Source organism: Streptomyces yaizuensis, assembly GCF_034961445.1.
Taxonomy (GTDB): domain Bacteria; phylum Actinomycetota; class Actinomycetes; order Streptomycetales; family Streptomycetaceae; genus Streptomyces; species Streptomyces yaizuensis.
In genome coordinates this window covers 333,997-350,037 of record NZ_BSBI01000006.1, presented here as the reverse complement: position 1 = coordinate 350,037, position 16,041 = coordinate 333,997, and the positions used below count along the sequence as shown (strand labels likewise).

Annotated in this window: 8 protein-coding genes and 1 tRNA gene; 4 read left to right on the top strand and 5 right to left on the bottom strand. The window is 72.2% G+C overall.

Going from position 1 to position 16,041, the window contains the following annotated elements:
* Positions 1-169: 169 nt before the first annotated feature.
* The 3 genes from SYYSPA8_RS17230 (at position 170) to SYYSPA8_RS17220 (ending at position 3,874) form a co-directional block, all read left to right on the top strand.
* Positions 170-1,297: a glycerate kinase gene (locus tag SYYSPA8_RS17230; protein ID WP_323448066.1), complete on the top strand. Its 1,128-nt coding sequence runs from the start codon at positions 170-172 to the stop codon at positions 1,295-1,297.
* A 130-nt stretch (positions 1,298-1,427) separates the two neighbouring features.
* Positions 1,428-2,855 (top strand): GntP family permease, encoded by a 1,428-nt coding sequence (locus SYYSPA8_RS17225; protein ID WP_323448065.1) that lies wholly within the window; start codon positions 1,428-1,430, stop codon positions 2,853-2,855.
* 275 nt (positions 2,856-3,130) lie between these two features.
* Positions 3,131-3,874: a L,D-transpeptidase gene (locus tag SYYSPA8_RS17220; protein ID WP_323448064.1), complete on the top strand. Its 744-nt coding sequence runs from the start codon at positions 3,131-3,133 to the stop codon at positions 3,872-3,874.
* A gap of 28 nt (positions 3,875-3,902) precedes the next feature.
* Here the strand turns inward: SYYSPA8_RS17220 and SYYSPA8_RS17215 are convergent, their stop codons facing one another.
* The 3 genes from SYYSPA8_RS17215 to SYYSPA8_RS17205 form a co-directional block, all read right to left on the bottom strand.
* The gene (locus tag SYYSPA8_RS17215) at positions 3,903-4,553 is read right to left on the bottom strand and encodes a class F sortase (RefSeq protein WP_323448063.1); all 651 of its coding nucleotides are present in this window, start codon (positions 4,551-4,553) and stop codon (positions 3,903-3,905) included.
* A gap of 186 nt (positions 4,554-4,739) precedes the next feature.
* The gene (locus tag SYYSPA8_RS17210) at positions 4,740-9,977 is read right to left on the bottom strand and encodes a beta strand repeat-containing protein (RefSeq protein WP_323448062.1); all 5,238 of its coding nucleotides are present in this window, start codon (positions 9,975-9,977) and stop codon (positions 4,740-4,742) included.
* A gap of 301 nt (positions 9,978-10,278) precedes the next feature.
* Positions 10,279-10,352 (bottom strand) — tRNA-Thr (locus tag SYYSPA8_RS17205).
* A gap of 318 nt (positions 10,353-10,670) precedes the next feature.
* Between SYYSPA8_RS17205 and SYYSPA8_RS17200 the strand changes: the two genes are divergently transcribed.
* Positions 10,671-12,131: an MFS transporter gene (locus SYYSPA8_RS17200; protein WP_323448061.1), complete on the top strand. Its 1,461-nt coding sequence runs from the start codon at positions 10,671-10,673 to the stop codon at positions 12,129-12,131.
* Positions 12,132-12,226: 95 nt separating this feature from the next.
* Here the strand turns inward: SYYSPA8_RS17200 and SYYSPA8_RS17195 are convergent, their stop codons facing one another.
* Complete coding sequence (locus SYYSPA8_RS17195) at positions 12,227-13,789, bottom strand: alpha/beta hydrolase (RefSeq protein WP_323448060.1); 1,563 nt, start codon at positions 13,787-13,789, stop codon at positions 12,227-12,229.
* A gap of 138 nt (positions 13,790-13,927) precedes the next feature.
* Positions 13,928-15,133: a DNA polymerase III subunit delta' gene (locus SYYSPA8_RS17190; protein ID WP_323448159.1), complete on the bottom strand. Its 1,206-nt coding sequence runs from the start codon at positions 15,131-15,133 to the stop codon at positions 13,928-13,930.
* Positions 15,134-16,041: the final 908 nt, after the last annotated feature.

Genomic DNA, 16,041 nt, shown 5'->3' with positions numbered 1-16,041 from the left:
GCGGGGCTTCCCCCGGCCACTTGTGCACGGCGCATAATTCCGGGTGGTGAAGGAGGGGCGAATTCCGTTCACCGCACCAGTATTCGCGCGTGAGCGGAGTGCCTAGAGTGCCGACACGGCTCATCGGAGAGCCCGCTTCACCCCCTTCCTCCCGGAAAGGCCGCCGCGTATGCGTGTCGTCGTCGCTCCCGACTCCTTCAAGGGCAGCCTGACCGCCGCGGCCGCCTGCGCGGCGATGGAGACCGGTGTACTGCGTGCCGTCCCCGGGGCCGAGGTCGCCCGGGTGCCGATGGCCGACGGCGGCGAGGGGACGCTCGACTGCATCGGCGCGGCCACCGGCGGCGCGGAGATCCGGCTCGACGTCGGCGGCCCCCTCGGCGACCCGGTCACCGCCCGCTATCTCCTCGCCGCCGACGCGTCGTCCGCCGTGGTCGAACTGGCCGCCGCGTCCGGCCTCCCCCTGGTCGACCCCGCACGGCTCGACCCCCTGCGCGCCGACACCGAGGGCACCGGCCGGCTCATCGCCGACGCGATCCGCCGGGGCGCCCGTTCCGTCCTGGTCTGCGTCGGCGGCAGCGCCAGCACCGACGGCGGTACGGGGCTGCTGCGCGCGCTGGGCGTCCGCTTCCTCGACGCCGCGGGGGCCGAACTGCCGCCCGGCGGGGGCTCCCTCGCCGGCCTCGCCCGCGTGGACTTCACCCGGGTGCCCGCCGAGGTCCGCGCCACCCGGTTCGACATCGCCTGCGACGTGACCAACCCGCTGATCGGCCCGCAGGGCGCCGCCGCCGTCTTCGGCCCGCAGAAGGGCGCGGGCCCGGCCGATGTCCGGCGGCTCGAACGGGGCCTGGTCCGGCTGGCGGACGTCCTCGCCGACCAGCTCGGCATCGCCGTGCACCACCTCCCGGGCGCCGGAGCGGCCGGCGGCACCTGCGGCGGCATGCTCGCCGTCCTGGACGCGACCGCCCAGCCCGGCTGCGAACTGGTCGCCCGGAGCGTCGGCCTCCCCGACGCCATGACCGGCGCCGACCTGGTCCTCACCGGCGAGGGCCGGCTCGACCGGCAGAGCGCCGACGGCAAGGTCGTCTCCCATGTCGCCCGGCTCGCCGCCGAGCGGGGCATCCCCGTCGTCGCCCTGGCCGGTCAGGTCGTACCGCCGCTGACCACCCTGTACGACCTGGGCCTGACCGCCGCCTTCAGCATCGCGGACGGGCCGCGCACGCTGGAGGCCATGACCGGATCGGCCGCCGGACTGCTGGCGCACGCGGCCGAACAGACCCTGCGGCTGCGCACCGGCTGACCTCTCCCGTACCCCGTACCCCGTAGGCATCCCCGTCCCCATCCCCGTCCCCGTGCCCGACAGGCCACGGCCACGGCACCCCCTTGCCCCGCCCGCCCCTTCCCGCCTTCCCGTCCCTGGTAGGAGTTGCATGAGCACCGCCGGCCCCGCCCTGTTGGCCGCCCTCGCGGCGAGCATCGCGCTGATCATCGTTCTGTGCGGACGGTTCCGTCTGCACCCCTTCCTCGCCATCGTGCTGGCGACCTACGCCTTCGGGCTGCTCGCGATGGGCGTCGGCGTCGCCACCGACGCGGACCGGAAGTTCGTCGACAACCTCGCCGGGACCATCGCCGAGGGCTTCGGCTCCATCCTCGCCAGCATCGGACTGGTGATCCTCTTCGGCACGATCATCGGCAAGGTGCTGGAGCGCACGGGCGCGGCCGTCACCCTCGCCGAGGGCGTCCTCAAGGTCGTCGGCAAACGCCACCCGGCCCTCGCCATGTCCCTGATGGGGTGGGTCGTCTCGGTGCCGGTCTTCTGCGACTCCGGCTATGTGGTGCTCTCGCCGCTCCAGCGCTCCATCGCCCGCAAGACCGGCAAGAACCCGGTGGTCCTGGGCACCGCGCTGGCCACCGGCCTGTACGCGTCGCACACCTTCGTCCCCCCGACGCCCGGGCCGATCGCGGCCGCCGGCAATGTCGGCATCGGCTCCGACGGGCTGATCTGGGTCATCCTCTTCAGCATCCCCGTCTCCCTCGTCGCCGCCGCGGCCGGCCTCGTCTGGGCCCTGCGCCGCACGGGGGACCTGGAGAGCAGGCTGCCGGACGCACAGCAGACCTTCGAGGAGTACAAGGCCCAGTTCGAGCGGCTGCCGAGCATGGGCAGCGCGCTGGCCCCGATCATCGTCCCGATCGTCCTGATGGCGGTCGGCTCGGTGGCCGCCTTCCCCGCCGACGGCGGCACCCTCGTCGGCGGCGCCTTCGGCGCGTTCCTCACCGACCTCGGCAACCCGGTGAACGCGCTCCTCATCGGCGTACTCCTGGCCCTGGCCCTGCTCCCGCCGAAGCGCGACGCCCAGGCCCTGACCACCTGGGTCGCCGAAGGCCTCGTGGACGCCGCGCCCATCCTGGTCATCACCGGCGCGGGCGGCGCCTTCGGCGCGGTCATCAAGGGCACGCCGATCGCCGACTACATCGCCTCCCTCATCGGCGACGGCTCCTCGGTCAGCGGCGTCACCGCCCTCCTGGTCCTCTTCGGCCTCGCGGCCCTCCTGAAGACCGCCCAGGGCAGCAGCACCGCCGCCCTGATCATCACCTCGACCCTCGCCCAGCCCCTGCTGCCCGCCCTCGGCCTCGACGGAACCATGGGCTCCATCCCGATCGGCCAGGTGATGGCCGTCCTCGCCATCGGCGCCGGGGCCATGGTCGTCAGCCATGTCAACGACTCGTACTTCTGGGTCGTCTCCCAGTTCTCCGGCATGGACGTGAAGACGGCCTACCGCGCCCAGACGGCGGCCACCCTCGTCCAGGGCCTGACCGCGCTGGCCTTCGTGCTGCTCCTGGGCCTGGTGGTGCTGTAACGGCGGCCGGCCGCCGCGCCGCTGACCGCCCCGTTCCCCTGAGCCGGGTACGGGGCAGTCGCTGCGCGCGCCGGGTGCCGGGTGTCGAGTCCCGCGTGCCGCGTGCCCGATTGGGTGCCATCCGGGTGGTTGTGTGCACCTGTGCGGGGTCTTTGTGGTGCGTGTGCGCCTGGCGTGCGGGGCTGTGGTGAAGGAGAACGCTGCGTTCCGGGGTGTGCCCCTGCCAGGGCTGTCCGCGCCGGGGTCTGAGCCGAAGCGGCGAGGAGGGTGTGGGCATGAGACCAGAGCGGTCGGCTCCGCTGGGGGCGGGGCTGTTGGTGGCGCTGGCCTTCCTGGGCTCGCCCGGTGCGTCTCCGGCACATGCCGCCGGGTGGGGCGGGAGCCCTGCCCGCCCGCCCGGAGTGATGGTCCCGGCGGCGGTGGCGGTCGCGGCGGAGTGCAGCGGGGAGACGGGACCGTACCAGAGGGAGGCCGAGGCACATCTGGGCCTGGTGGTCGACGGACGGCAGTCGGCCGGGGACTGCGAGGCGATCGCGGCGTTCCAGCGGAAGCACGGGATCGAGCCCGCCGAGGGGTACGCGGGCCTGTACACCCACCGCGCGGTGGTGTGGGAGCGGGCGCTTTCCGAGGGCGATGCGATCAGGGGCTGTCCGGACACCGGGGGCGTGGTGGTGTGTGTGGACATGAACCGGCAGATCCTGTGGGTGGAGGACGCGGGCCGGGTGGTCTTCCGGCCGGTTCCGGCGCGTACGGGGATGCCGGGGTACGGGACGCGGACGGGCTGGTTCGAGATCTTCCAGCGGGAGAGGGAGTTCTGGTCCACCCAGTTCGAGGGGCCGATGCCCTTCGCCCAGTTCTTCAGCGGTGGGCAGGCGCTGCACGCCAGCTACCGGCCCATCTTCGAGGACCCCGGCTCCCACGGCTGCGTCAACCTCCGCTACGACGACGCCCAAACGTTGTGGAACGGCCTGCGGATCGGCGACCAGGTGTATGTGTGGGGGACCAGGGCCGGCGACTGAGCCCGGGAGGGACGGTCCGGTCGGAAGGTCAGCGGGAGACGGTGGCGGACACCAGCAGTCCGACCTGCTCCGAGACGGCCATGGGTTCCTCGGCCCCTTCCTCCGTCCCCTCCTCCGCCTCCGCCTCCTCGTCGTCGTTCTCCTTGGGCGGCGGGGTGAGGGCGACGACGCGGAGTTCGCGCCCGTCCGGCTTCGTCGCGGCCTCGGCGGCGGTCGGAAGCTCCCGGCTGATCATTTGGATGCGGCCGATGGTGAAGGTGGTCGTGGTGCCGTCCATGTGCGTGATCTTCGCCTGGTCGCCGACTGCGGCCCGGACGAGATCGTAGAGAGGGCCGGGGCTGTCCTTCGTACCGACCCGGCCGCTGAGCACCGCCGCGCCCTTGTTCCCGGGGGCGACGCCGGTGGCCAGCCAGCCGATCCGGCCGGCGCCGTCGGGGGCGGTGACCTTCCGGTCCGCCCCGCCCTTGAGTTCCACCACATCCACCGGGTCCGCGCCCTGGCCACCGGCTCGGACCAGGGAGAAGGCACGGGGGGTCTTCGAACCGCCCGCCCGCTGGTCGTCGGAGCCGGGAGGACCACCGCCGGTCGGCGCACCGCAGGCGGTGAGGAACAGGGACAGCGTGATCAGGGCCGCGATCCTCGGCGAGGATCTGGTCCCGGGCCGGACTGGACCGTACACCGGACTCCTCCTCGACTTCTTCATCGACTTCATCGGGCCGCTGACGGCAACCGAGCCTAGGAGACGACGCGTACGGCCGGGCCCGACACCGCCGGAGGACATGACCGGGGTCACCCGAACGGGCTGTGCCCGGCACCCATCGGCGCCGGGCACAACCCGTCGGTCATTCGCGTCGCAGCGGCTCACTCAGGCGGCGCGGGCTCCTTCCGGTTCCCTTCCGACGGTCCTCTTGTCCTTGCCCTTACCCTTGTCCTTCGGCTTGACCTTGCCGCTGGTGGTGCAGCGGGGGTCGTCGCTGTCCGACGGGCAGTTGTTGCCGGGGGTGTCGGAGACCACGGTGTTGATCAGCTTCAGGTCGCCGAACGTACGGCTGTAGACGGTGACGGAGAAGGTGATCGTCGCGGTCTGGCCGGGAGCGAGTGCGCCGCTCCAGCTGAGGACGGGTTCGTTGTAGGTGACGGTCCCTCGGTTGGCGGCGGCGTCACCGTTGTAGGCGGCGTCGTCCAGCAGACCGCTCAGGTCGTCGGTGAAGGACGCCGGATCCGCGGCGGTGTAGGCGACGGTGCCGGTGTTGGTCACCGTGATGGTGTAGTCGACGGTGTCTCCGGGCCGCACGGTCGAGGGGCCGTTCTGCCTCTTGGTGATGGTCAGCTCCGGGCGACCGTTGACGGGGGTGTTGGTGGTGTCGGTGTTGTTGCCGGGGTCCGGGTCGGGGTCGTCGCCGTCCACGGTGACGGTGTTGGCGATGGAGCCGGTGGCGTCGGCCGCCACCGTGCCGGACACCGTCACCGTCACACTCGCGCCCACGGCCAGCGGTCCGCCCGTGCAGGTGAGCCGTCCGGACCCGATGCCGCATCCGTCACTGGTGGTGGACGGGTTCTGGATCTGGGTGGGCAGGGTGTCGGTGACCGTCCAGCCGGTGGAGGCGTCCGGCCCGTTGTTCGTGATGGTGATGGTGTACGAGATCCGCCCGCCCGCGTCCACGGACGCCGGCCCGGTCTTGGTGACGGCGAGGTCGGCCGAGATGACGACGGGGGTGACGGTCGTGGTCGTCGAGTCCCGGTTGTTGTCGGGGTTCGGGTCGGGGTCGTCGCCGTCGACCGTGGCGGTGTTGGTGATGCTGGTGGCGTTCGGCGATGCCGTGCCGGTGAGGGTGATGGTGGTGCTGTCACCCGCCGCGAGTGCACCGCCGGTGCAGGTCAGCGTCCCGGCGCTGACGGAGCAGCCGGCCGTGGTGGTGGCCGCGTTCGTCAGCCCCGCCGGAATCGGGTCGGTCAGGGTCCAGCCCGTCGAATCGTCCGGCCCGTTGTTCGTGACCGTGATCGTGTAACTGACCGTGCCACCGGCCGACACCGATGCCGGGCCGGTCTTGGCGACCGCCAGGTCCACTTCCACGGGCAGCGGCGTCACCGTCGTGTTGGTGGTGTCGCTGTTGTTGCCGGGGTCCGGGTCGGGGTCGTTCCCGTCGACCGTGGCGGTGTTGGTAATGCTGGTGGCGTTCGGCGATGCCGTGCCCGTAAGGGTGATGGTGGTGCTACCGCCCACGGCCAGTGCGCCGCCCGTGCAGGTCAGCGTCCCGGCACTGACGGAGCAGCCGGCCGTGGTGGTGGCCGCGTTCGTCAACCCCGCCGGGATCGGGTCGGTGACCGTCCAGCCCGTCGAATCGTCCGGCCCGTTGTTCGTGACCGTGATCGTGTACGAGACCTGACCGCCCGCCGACACCGACGCCGGGCCGGACTTGGTGACCGCCAGGTCCACGGACCGGCCCACCGTGGTGGTGGTCGAGTCCTGGTTGTTGTTCGGGTCGGGGTCCGGGTCGTCGCCGTCGACGATGGCGGTGTTCACGATGCTGCCCGCGTTCGGAGCGGCGGTCCCGGTGAGGGTGATGGTGGTACTGCCGCCCACGGCGAGTGCGCCGCCGGTGCAGGTCAGCGTCCCGCCACTGATGGAGCAACCCGCCGTGGTGGTGGCCGCGTTCGTCAACCCCGCCGGAATCGCGTCGGTCAGGGTCCAGCCCGTCGAATCGTCCGGCCCGTTGTTCGTGACCGTGATCGTGTACGAGACCTGACCGCCCGCCGACACCGACGCCGGGCCGGACTTGGTGACCGCCAGGTCGACCTCCGGCACGGGCAGCGGCGTCACCGTCGTGTTGGTGGTGTCGCTGTTGTTGCCGGGGTCCGGGTCGGGGTCGTTTCCGTCGACCGTGGCGGTGTTGGTGATCGTGCCCGCGTTCGGCGCTGTGCCGGTGAGGGCGATGGTGGTGCTGTCACCCACGGCGAGCGGGCCGCCGGTGCAGGTCAGCGTCCCTGCGGCGATGGAACAGCCGGGGGTGGTGGTGGCCGCGTTCGTCAGCCCCGCCGGGATCGGGTCGGTGACCGTCCAGCCGGTGGAGTCGGAGGGACCGTTGTTCGTCACGACGATCGCGTACGACACCGTGCCGCCGACGGTTACCGCGCTGGGGCCGGTCTTGTTCAGGGCCAGATCGGCCGACGGGTTGACCGTGGTGTTGGTGGTGTCGGTGTTGTTGTTCGGGTTGGGGTCCGGGTCGTCGCCGTCCACGGTGGCGGTGTTGGTGATGCTGGTGGCGTTCGGCGATGCCGTGCCCGTAAGGCTGATCGTGGTGCTGTCGCCCGCCGCGAGTGCGCCGCCGGTGCAGGTCAGCGTCCCGGCGGCGATGGAACAGCCCGCCGTGGTGGTGGCCGCGTTCGTCAGCCCCGCCGGAATCGCGTCGACCACCGTCCAGCCCGTCGAGTCCGACGGTCCGTTGTTGGTGACGGTGATGGTGTACGTGACCTCGCCACCGGCTGTGACCGACGCGGGGCCGGTCTTGTTCAGGGCCAGATCGACGGACAGGTTGACCGTGGTGTTGGTGGTGTCGGTGTTGTTGTTCGGGTTCGGATCCGGGTCGTCGCCGTCCACGGTGGCCGTGTTCACGATGCTGGTGGCGTTCACGTCGGCGGTGCCGGTGAGGGCGATGGTGGTACTGCCGCCGACGGCGAGCGCACCGCCGGTGCAGGTCAGCGTTCCGGCACTGATGGAACAGCCGGGGGTGGTGGTGGCCGCGTTCGTCAGCCCCGCCGGAATCGGGTCGGTGACCGTCCAGCCGGTGGAGGCGTCCGGCCCGTTGTTCGTCACGGTGATCGTGTACGAGACCTGACCGCCCGCCGTCACGGATGCCGGGCCGGTCTTCGTCAGCGCGAGGTCCACCGAGGCCGGGGTGACGGTCGTGGTCGTGGTGTCGGTGTTGTTGTCCGGGTTCGGATCGTTGTCGTCGCCGGTGACCGTCGCCGTGTTGGTGACGCCGGTGGCTCCGGGAGCCGCCGTCCCGGTGAGGGCGATGGTGGTGCTGTCTCCCACGGCGAGTGCGCCACCGGTGCAGGTCAGCGTCCCGGCGGTGATGGAACAGCCGGGGGTGGTGGTGGCCGCGTTGGCCAGTCCGGCGGGGATCGGGTCGGTGACCGTCCAGCCGCTGGAGTCGTCCGGTCCGTTGTTGGTCACCGTCAGCTCGTAGTCGATCTCCCCGCCGGGGTTGACGGCCGCGGGGCCGGTCTTCGTCAGCGCGAGATCGGCCTCGGGGGCGACGAACGGGATGGTGACCGTGTTGCTGGTGTCCCTGGCCAGCTCGCCGTCCGGGGCCGTGCCCGTGGCCTGGGCCGTGTCCGTGACGCTTCCCGCCGTGACATCGGCTGCCGTGGTCGTATAAATGGCGGTGCAGTTGACCGTGGAACCGGGGGGCAGCGGGGCGCTCGGGCAGCTGACCGCGGGGCTGCCGGGGCCGTTGTCGATGACGTTGAGGTTGGTGAGCGGGACCTGGCCGGTGTTGGTCACCTGGAAGACGTAGGAGATGGTCTGCCCGGCCGCGGTGAACTGGTCGCGGTCGGCGGACTTGGTGACCGTCAGGGCGCGGAGCGGGATGACCACCTCGTTGCTGGTCCCGTTGACCGTGTTGCCGTTGACGGTGCCCGTCACGGACGCGGTGTCGGTGATCGTCCCGGTCGCCGCGTCCGATGCCGTGGCCGTGTAGGTCGCCGTACAGGTCATGAAGGCGCCGGCGGCCAGGGTGGTGGAGGGGCAGGAGACGCTGGGGGTGCCCGGACCGTTGTCGGTGACCTGGATGCCGGAGAGCGGGGCCTGGGCGGTGTTGGTCACGACGAACGAGTACATGATGGCGTCACCGGTCGCGAAGGTCTCCGCGTCCGCCGACTTCGTGATCGTCGGCGAGCCCGGGACCGTGACGATCAGTGTGGCCGGCCCCGGCGGGTTGACTCCTGAGGGGGTCACGTTCGCCGGCTGGTTCACATAGGTGCCGGGAGTGTTGGACGTGACGTCGACCGTGAAGGTGCAGGACTGCGTACCGGCGGCGAGGACACCGCCGGACAGGCCGACCACTCCGGTGCCGGGCACCGCCGTCAGCGAGGCGGAGCCGCAGGTCGTGGCCGCGTTCGGGACGGCTGCCACCGTCACTCCGGACGGCAGGTTGTCGGAGAACGAGAAGCCGTTCTTCTCCGCCAGCTCGGAGGTGTTGGTGACGGTGAAGGTCAGGGTGGAGATGCCGCCCTGCGGGACCGACGCGGGGTTGAATCCCTTGTCGAGCTGGGGGGTGACGTCCAGGATCCGGAGGTTGTCGTAGGCGTGGTCGTTGCCCAGCCCGCTGCCGTTGGCGTTCGTCATCTTGATGCCGACGGCCGACCCCGTGAAGAACACGGACGAGTCGGAGGCGAAGGAGCCGGCCTGGATGGGACGCGCTCCCACGTTGTAGGTGCTGGAGCGCGGGTCGGTGCACGGGTTGATCGCCTGGTCATTGGCGGGGATGTCCGGCCCCGAGCCGGTGAGGAAGAAGTTCAGCAGGGGCGCCGACACATTGCAGTTCACGGCCGCCACATCCACCGAGAAGGTGATGAAGCGGTTCGACGTGGACAGCGGAACCGGATTGACCGTCTGGATCTCGACCTTGTTCGCCCCCGGGTTCGCCCCGTCGGTATAGGCGGAGACGGCGTGGTTGTTCGCGGGCGTCGCCGAGCCCGCCACCTGGCCCAGGACATTGGCCATGGCCTTCAGCTCGGCCATCGCGGTGGCGCTCTGGTTCTGGCAGGCCGCGTTGTTCGCCCCCGACTGGTCGAGGATGATCCCGTTGCAGTTGGCCGCGCTGATCCACGCGGGTGCCGCCGTGTACTTGGCGCTGACCGGAGGAGCGCCCGTGTACGCGCTCAGCAGGATCGGTGTCTGGCCGGTCCCGTTCTCGAAGCCCTCGGCATAGACCACGGGCGGGCCCTGCGGCAGGCCGGGAGCGCCGGGGGCCGCGGCGGCATGGGCGGCGCCCGCTGCCGGAAGGGCGACGCCCAGGGCCACCAGGTGGGCCCCGAGGACGAAGCCCGCGGAGAAGAGGGCGCCGAAGCGGCGCCCTCTCCGGGGGGAACCATGCATATCGAAATGCACTCCTTATTCGATTCACGGCCCCCCAACGGCACACGAATACCTCACGCGGGCGGTGACCACGCGAAAATTCGAGGCCAGGGCGGTGAACCTCACTCCAGAGGCGTCGACACCATCAGCTACCCGGCGCATCCACCGCACCCGTTCGGATGCGCGTCCCCTGGCTGCCAACCAGGTCACGGCGCCGAGCACAGCCCGGCGCCGAACGTACGCACGGCGGTGGTCCCCGGGACATCGCCCCGGAAATGCGAAAAACCCCAGGTCACGGCGAGTGAGTCCTGGGGTCCTTCAGAGCCGCCTTCGGGATTCGAACCCGAGACCTACGCATTACGAGTGCGTTGCTCTGGCCAACTGAGCTAAGGCGGCAAGCTGCGGATGGCCCGTACGTCCGATACGGCGTTCGGATCAGCAGCGGCGCTAAGTCTACAGGGTGGATCAGGATGCCCCGAACCACCTGCGGATCAGTGGAGGGAGAGGCCTCGACTTGCGGGGCACAGGGTGAGGGCATCAATACTGGGCGAAATGCATTAAAGCGATCATTCGGGACTCCGACCGCGAAGGGACGGGGCTGTGGGCCGAGCGGGGAGTGCCGAAGCGCCGGGTGCCGGAGCAGGGGGTGCCGGAGCAGGGGGTGCCGGAGCAGGGGGTGCCGGAGCCGGGGGTGCCGGAGCCGGGCGGTGGGGGATGCTGGCCGTCCTCTGCGCCAGCCTGCTGCTCGTCGCGATGGACGCCACCATCCTCAATGTGGCGCTCCCCTCGCTCATCGAGGATCTCCAGCCCGGCGCCATCGCCCAGCTGTGGATCATCGATGTCTACGGTCTGGTGCTCGGCGGGCTCCTGGTCACCACGGGGGCCATCGGCGACCGGTACGGACGGAAGCGGCTGTTCCTCTGGGGGATCGTGGTCTTCGGCCTGGCCTCCGTGGTCGCCGCGACCTCGGCGACGACCTGGCAGCTCATCGCGGGGCGGGTGCTCCTCGGCATCGGCGGCGCCATGATCATGCCGTCCACGCTCTCGCTGATCCGGAACATCTTCACCGACGCCCGCGAGCGGGCCCGCGCGATCGGGATCTGGGCCGCCGTCGCCGGCGCCGGCGCCGCCATCGGGCCGCTGGTCGGCGGGGTACTGGTGGAGGAGTACGGCTGGTCCGCCGCCTTCTGGGTCAATCTGCCGGTCGTCGTCGTGACCGTGGCCGCCGGGCTCTGGCTGCTGCCCGAGGTCAAGGACCTGGGGCACGACCGTCTCGACTGGTTCGGAGCGGTGCTCTCCGTCGTCGGCATCGTGGCGCTCGCCTGGGGTATCAAGCACGTCGCCAAGGGCAGCCCCACCGCGGTGGACTTCCTGGTGCTGATCGGCGGACTGCTGGTGCTCGCCCTGTTCGCGCGCCGCCAGCTCGGGCTGCGGGACCCCCTCCTGGACGTACGGCTCTTCCGGAACCGCGCCTTCACCGCCGCCGCCCTCGCGATCCTGATGGCCATGCTCGCGATCGGCGCGGCGCTCTTCCTGCTCTCGCTCTGGCTCCAGTACGTCCACGGCTACTCGCCCTCCGAAGCCGGGCTGCGCACCCTGCCCGCCGCCCTCGCCATGCTCGCCGGAGCGCTGCTGGCGCCCTGGCTGATGGAGCGGATCGGCGTGCGCGCGATCATGGCCCTCGGGCTCGGCGGTGTCGTCACCGGCTTCCTGGTGCTCGCGCTGTCGCCGGAGCCCACCACGTACGGCTATGTGGCCGTCGTCCTCGTCACCCTCGGTCTCGGCGACGGGGTCGCGATCACCACGGCCTCCTCCGTGCTGGTCTCCTCCGTACCCGCCGAACGCGCGGGCCAGGCCGGGGCCGTCTCCGAGACCAGTTACGAACTCGGGGTCGGCCTCGGGGTCGCGCTGCTCGGCTCCGTCCACGGCGCGGTGTACGCGAGCCACATGGCCGGGCAGCCGGCGCAGGCCGGGGAGTCGATCGGTGGCGCGTACGAGCTGGCGCAGGCGGTCGGCGGCAGCACGGGCCGTGCGGTGCTCGCCGCCGGGCGGGCCGCCTTCGACAGTGCGCTGACCACGACCGCGTACGTCTCGGTCGGCATCGTCGCCGTCGTGACCCTGCTGGTCGTCGCGCTCGTGCCGCGCGGATTCCACGCCACCGGCGGCCAGCACTGAACAATCGGCTGGTACGGAGACGGCCGGTGCTGAGACGGCCGGTGCTGAATCAGGCGGCACTGAATCGGCCGGCACTGCGACGGCCCGCCGCGCGTTCAGCGGCAGCGCGTGCCCTCGCGCGGAACCGTGCCCTCCAGCAGATAGCGGTTGACCGCCGTGTCGACGCAGTCGCTCCCCCGCCCGTACGCGGTGTGCCCGTCGCCCTCATAGGTGAGCAGCGTCCCCGACGCCAGCTGTCCGGCCAGCGCCCGCGCCCACTTGTACGGGGTCGCCGGATCGCGGGTGGTGCCCACGACCAGGATCGGAGGGGCCCCCTCCGCCGTGATGCGGTGCGGGGTGCCGGTCGCCCGCGCCGGCCAGTACGCGCAGTTCATCGCGGCCCAGGCGAAGCCCCGGCCGAAGACCGGCGACGCCTTCTCGAAGGCGTCGGACGCCTTTTCCACCGCCGCCGGACCCGTGAAGGCGGGCGGCAGGTCCAGGCAGTTCACGGCGGCGTTGGCGAACATGAGGTTCGAGTACGAGCCGTCCCCCGCGCGCTCGTAGTAGCTGTCCGCGAGGGCGAGCAGCGGCGCCCCGTCGCCCCGCAGCGCACCGGTCAGGGCCTCGCGCAGCTGCGGCCAGGCCCCCTCGTCGTACATCGCGGCCAGGACCCCGGTGGTCGCCAGCGCCTCCCCCAGCCGCCGGGGCTCCCCGGTGGGCAGCGGCCGGGCGTCGAGCCGCGCGAAGAGATCCGTGAGCCGGGCGCCCGCCGCCGCCGGGGAACCGCTGCCCAGCGGGCATCCCGCCCGCCGGACGCAGTCCGCCGCGAACGACCGGAACGCGGTGTCGAAACCGGCCGTCTGGTCCCGGTTGACCTCGCGCGCCGGCAGGGACGGGTCGAGCGCCCCGTCCAGCACCAGCCGCCCGGTGCGGCGCGGGAACAGCTCCGCGTAGGTCGCGCCCAGGAAGGTCCCGTACGAGGCACCCGCGTACGTCAGCCGCTCGTCGCCGAGCACCGCCCGCACCACGTCCATGTCCCGGGCCGCGTCCACGGTCGAGACATGGGGCAGCACGGCCGCCGAACGCCGCTCGCAGCCCTTCGCGAAGCCCCGGAAGGCGGCGGCGAGCCGGCGCTCCTCGGCCACGTCGTCGGGGGTCTGGTCGATCTGCGTGTACGTGTCCATCTCCGGGCCGCTGAGACAGGTCACGGGCTCGCTGCCGGCCACGCCCCGGGGGTCGACGGCCACCATGTCGTAGCGGGCGCGGACCGGGGCCGGGTATCCGGTGCCCGCGAACAGCTCCAGGTACTCGATGGCCGAGCCCCCCGGACCACCCGGGTTGACCAGCAGCGAACCGAGCCGCTTCCCCGGGCCGGTGGCCTTCTTCCGCGCGAGGGCCAGCTCGATCGTCCGCCCGTCGCCCGGCCGCTCGTAGTCCAGCGGCACGGTGAGCCGCGCGCACTGGAAGCCGGGGGTGTCGCACGCCCGCCAGCGCGGCTTCTGCGCGTAGTACGGGCGCAGTTCGGCGGCGGGCGCGGCGGGCCCGGCGTCCGGGGACTTCCCCGCGGCGGACCCCCGGGCCGGAGGTCCCTCGCCCCCGCCCGCACAGCCCGAGGCCACCAGGCCGGTGACCACCACCAGCGCGAGAACGGAACTGCGGAGCATCCGCCGTGGGTCCATTCCCGGAGCGTAGGGGAGGACGCCCGAAAGATTCCCGTCCGGGCACGAACGAGTGAATCGCTCCGGGAATGTCCCCCGATGGGCCTGGTCCACCGCTCATGGCGGCCACACCAGGGGCAGCGGGGGGGGCAGACTCCGTCAGCCCGCGCGCAGGGCCATCGCCATCGCCTCCACCGCCAGCAGCGGAGCGACATTCGCGTCCAGCGCCTCCCGGCAGGCGATCACCGCGTCGATCCGGCGCAGGGTGTGCTCCGGGGTCGAGGCGCGGGCGACCCGGTCGAGGGCGTCCCGCACGTCCTCGTTGGCGATGGCGATGCCGGAGCCCAGCTGGAGCGCCAGGACATCGCGGTAGAACCCGGTGAGATCGCTGAGCGCGACTTCCAGACTGTCCCGCTGGGTACGGGTACGGCGGCGCTTCTGGCGGTCCTCCAGGTCCTTCATCACCCCGGCCGTGCCGCGCGGCATCCGACCGCCCTGGACCGCGCCCAGCGCCGCCTTCAGCTCCTCGGTCTCCTTGGTGTCGATCTCCTCGGCGACCTGCTTGGCGTCCTCGCCCGCGGCGTCGATCAGCTCCTGCGCGCCCCTGAGGGCGGCCCCGATGTCGTCGACGCGCAGCGGCAGCTTGAGGACGGCGGCCCGCCGCTGCCGGGCGCCCTGGTCCGTGGCGAGGCGCCGGGCCCGTTCGATGTGGCCCTGGGTGGCACGGGCGGCGGCAGCGGCGGCGGCCGGTTCGACACCGTCCCGGCGGACGAGGAAGTCGGCGACCGCCCCCACCGGCGGGGTGCGCAGCGTCAGATGGCGGCAGCGGGAGCGGATCGTCGGCAGGACGTCCTCGATGGAGGGCGCGCAGAGCAGCCAGACCGTACGCGGCGCGGGCTCCTCGACCGCCTTCAGCACCGCGTTGGCCGACTTCTCGTTCAGCCGCTCGGCGTCCTCGACGAGGATCACCTGCCAGCGCCCGTTCGCGGGCGACGTGAACGACTTGCGGACGGTGTCCCGCATGTCGTCCGCGAGGATCTGGGCGCCGATCGCGGCGACCGAGGTGATGTCCGCGTGCGTCCCCGCGAGGACGGTGTGGCAGCCGTCGCAGAAGCCACAGCCGGGAACGCCGCCCAGGGCCCGGTCGGGGCTGACGCACTGGAGCGCGGCGGCGAAGGCACGGGCGGTGGTGACCCGTCCGGCTCCCGGCGGGCCGGTGAACAGCCAGGCGTGCGTCATCTTCGACGCCTCGGGCGGGCTGCCGCCCTGCCCGACGGCGGTCACGAAGGCGTCGGCGTCCCGGGCGGCGGCGGTGAGCTGCTCCGCCACCCGCTCCTGACCCACGAGGTCGTCCCACACGGCCATTGCCGTCACCTGTCCCAACGTCCCTGGCCGACGGGCCTGCGCCCGGCCCGCCGCCTGTGTCCTGCCCTGCTGTGTTGCTCTGCTGCTGTGCTTGCTGGTTACTGATTACTGGTTGCTGCCTGCTGTGTGCGGTGCCGCCGTGCCGTGCCGTCCTGTGCCCGGCCGGGACCCCGGCTCCCATTGTGGGGCAGGGGTACGACAACGCCTCCCGCCCAGCGGACCCGGCGCCCGGACTCGGCCGGTCCCTGCGCCCCGGCGCCACGCTCCCGCCGCATCCGGCAGCCCTGCCGGCCACCCGGCTCAGACCTGGACGAGCGACCCACGGGCGGCGCCACCGGTCACGGTCCGGGCCGGTCCAGGCCCGCCGGGCCCCCGCGCCGCGCTCCCGCCCGACCGGTGCGGACCCTCCTCGCCGGTTTCGCTGTTCCGGACGGAAGACCGTACGGCCTCTCCTTCGGACCTCGCCGGGCTCACATACCTCACTCCGCCGGGCCGACGCCTCGGGTGGTCGGGCGCCCCCGGCGAAACCTGGGACGTAGAACCTCCGCCGCCCGAGCCGTCCCGCTCGGTCCCGAGGGACGGATCACAAAGCGGAGGATGGGCCGCCCCCGCACGGGTCGCCAGGCCCCGGCGGAGTACGACACCAGGGCACGCGAACCCCGCACGATCGGGAACAGGGCGCTTGGGGTCTTTCGTTTGGATCAGGCTGGGTGAGGGAGCAGGTCTGGTGCAGGGAGTCTCCCCAGGCCCGCAGTGGACGAGGGGTGGGGTCTCCCCAGGCCCGCAGTGGACGAGGAGTGGGGTCTCCCCAGGCCCCCAGGGCCGAGGGGACGGATCGCAAGCCCGGAGGATGGGAGCACCTCCCGGGCCGCCAGGCCCAGGGGGAGAGTCCCTGCGGTGAGAGGTAC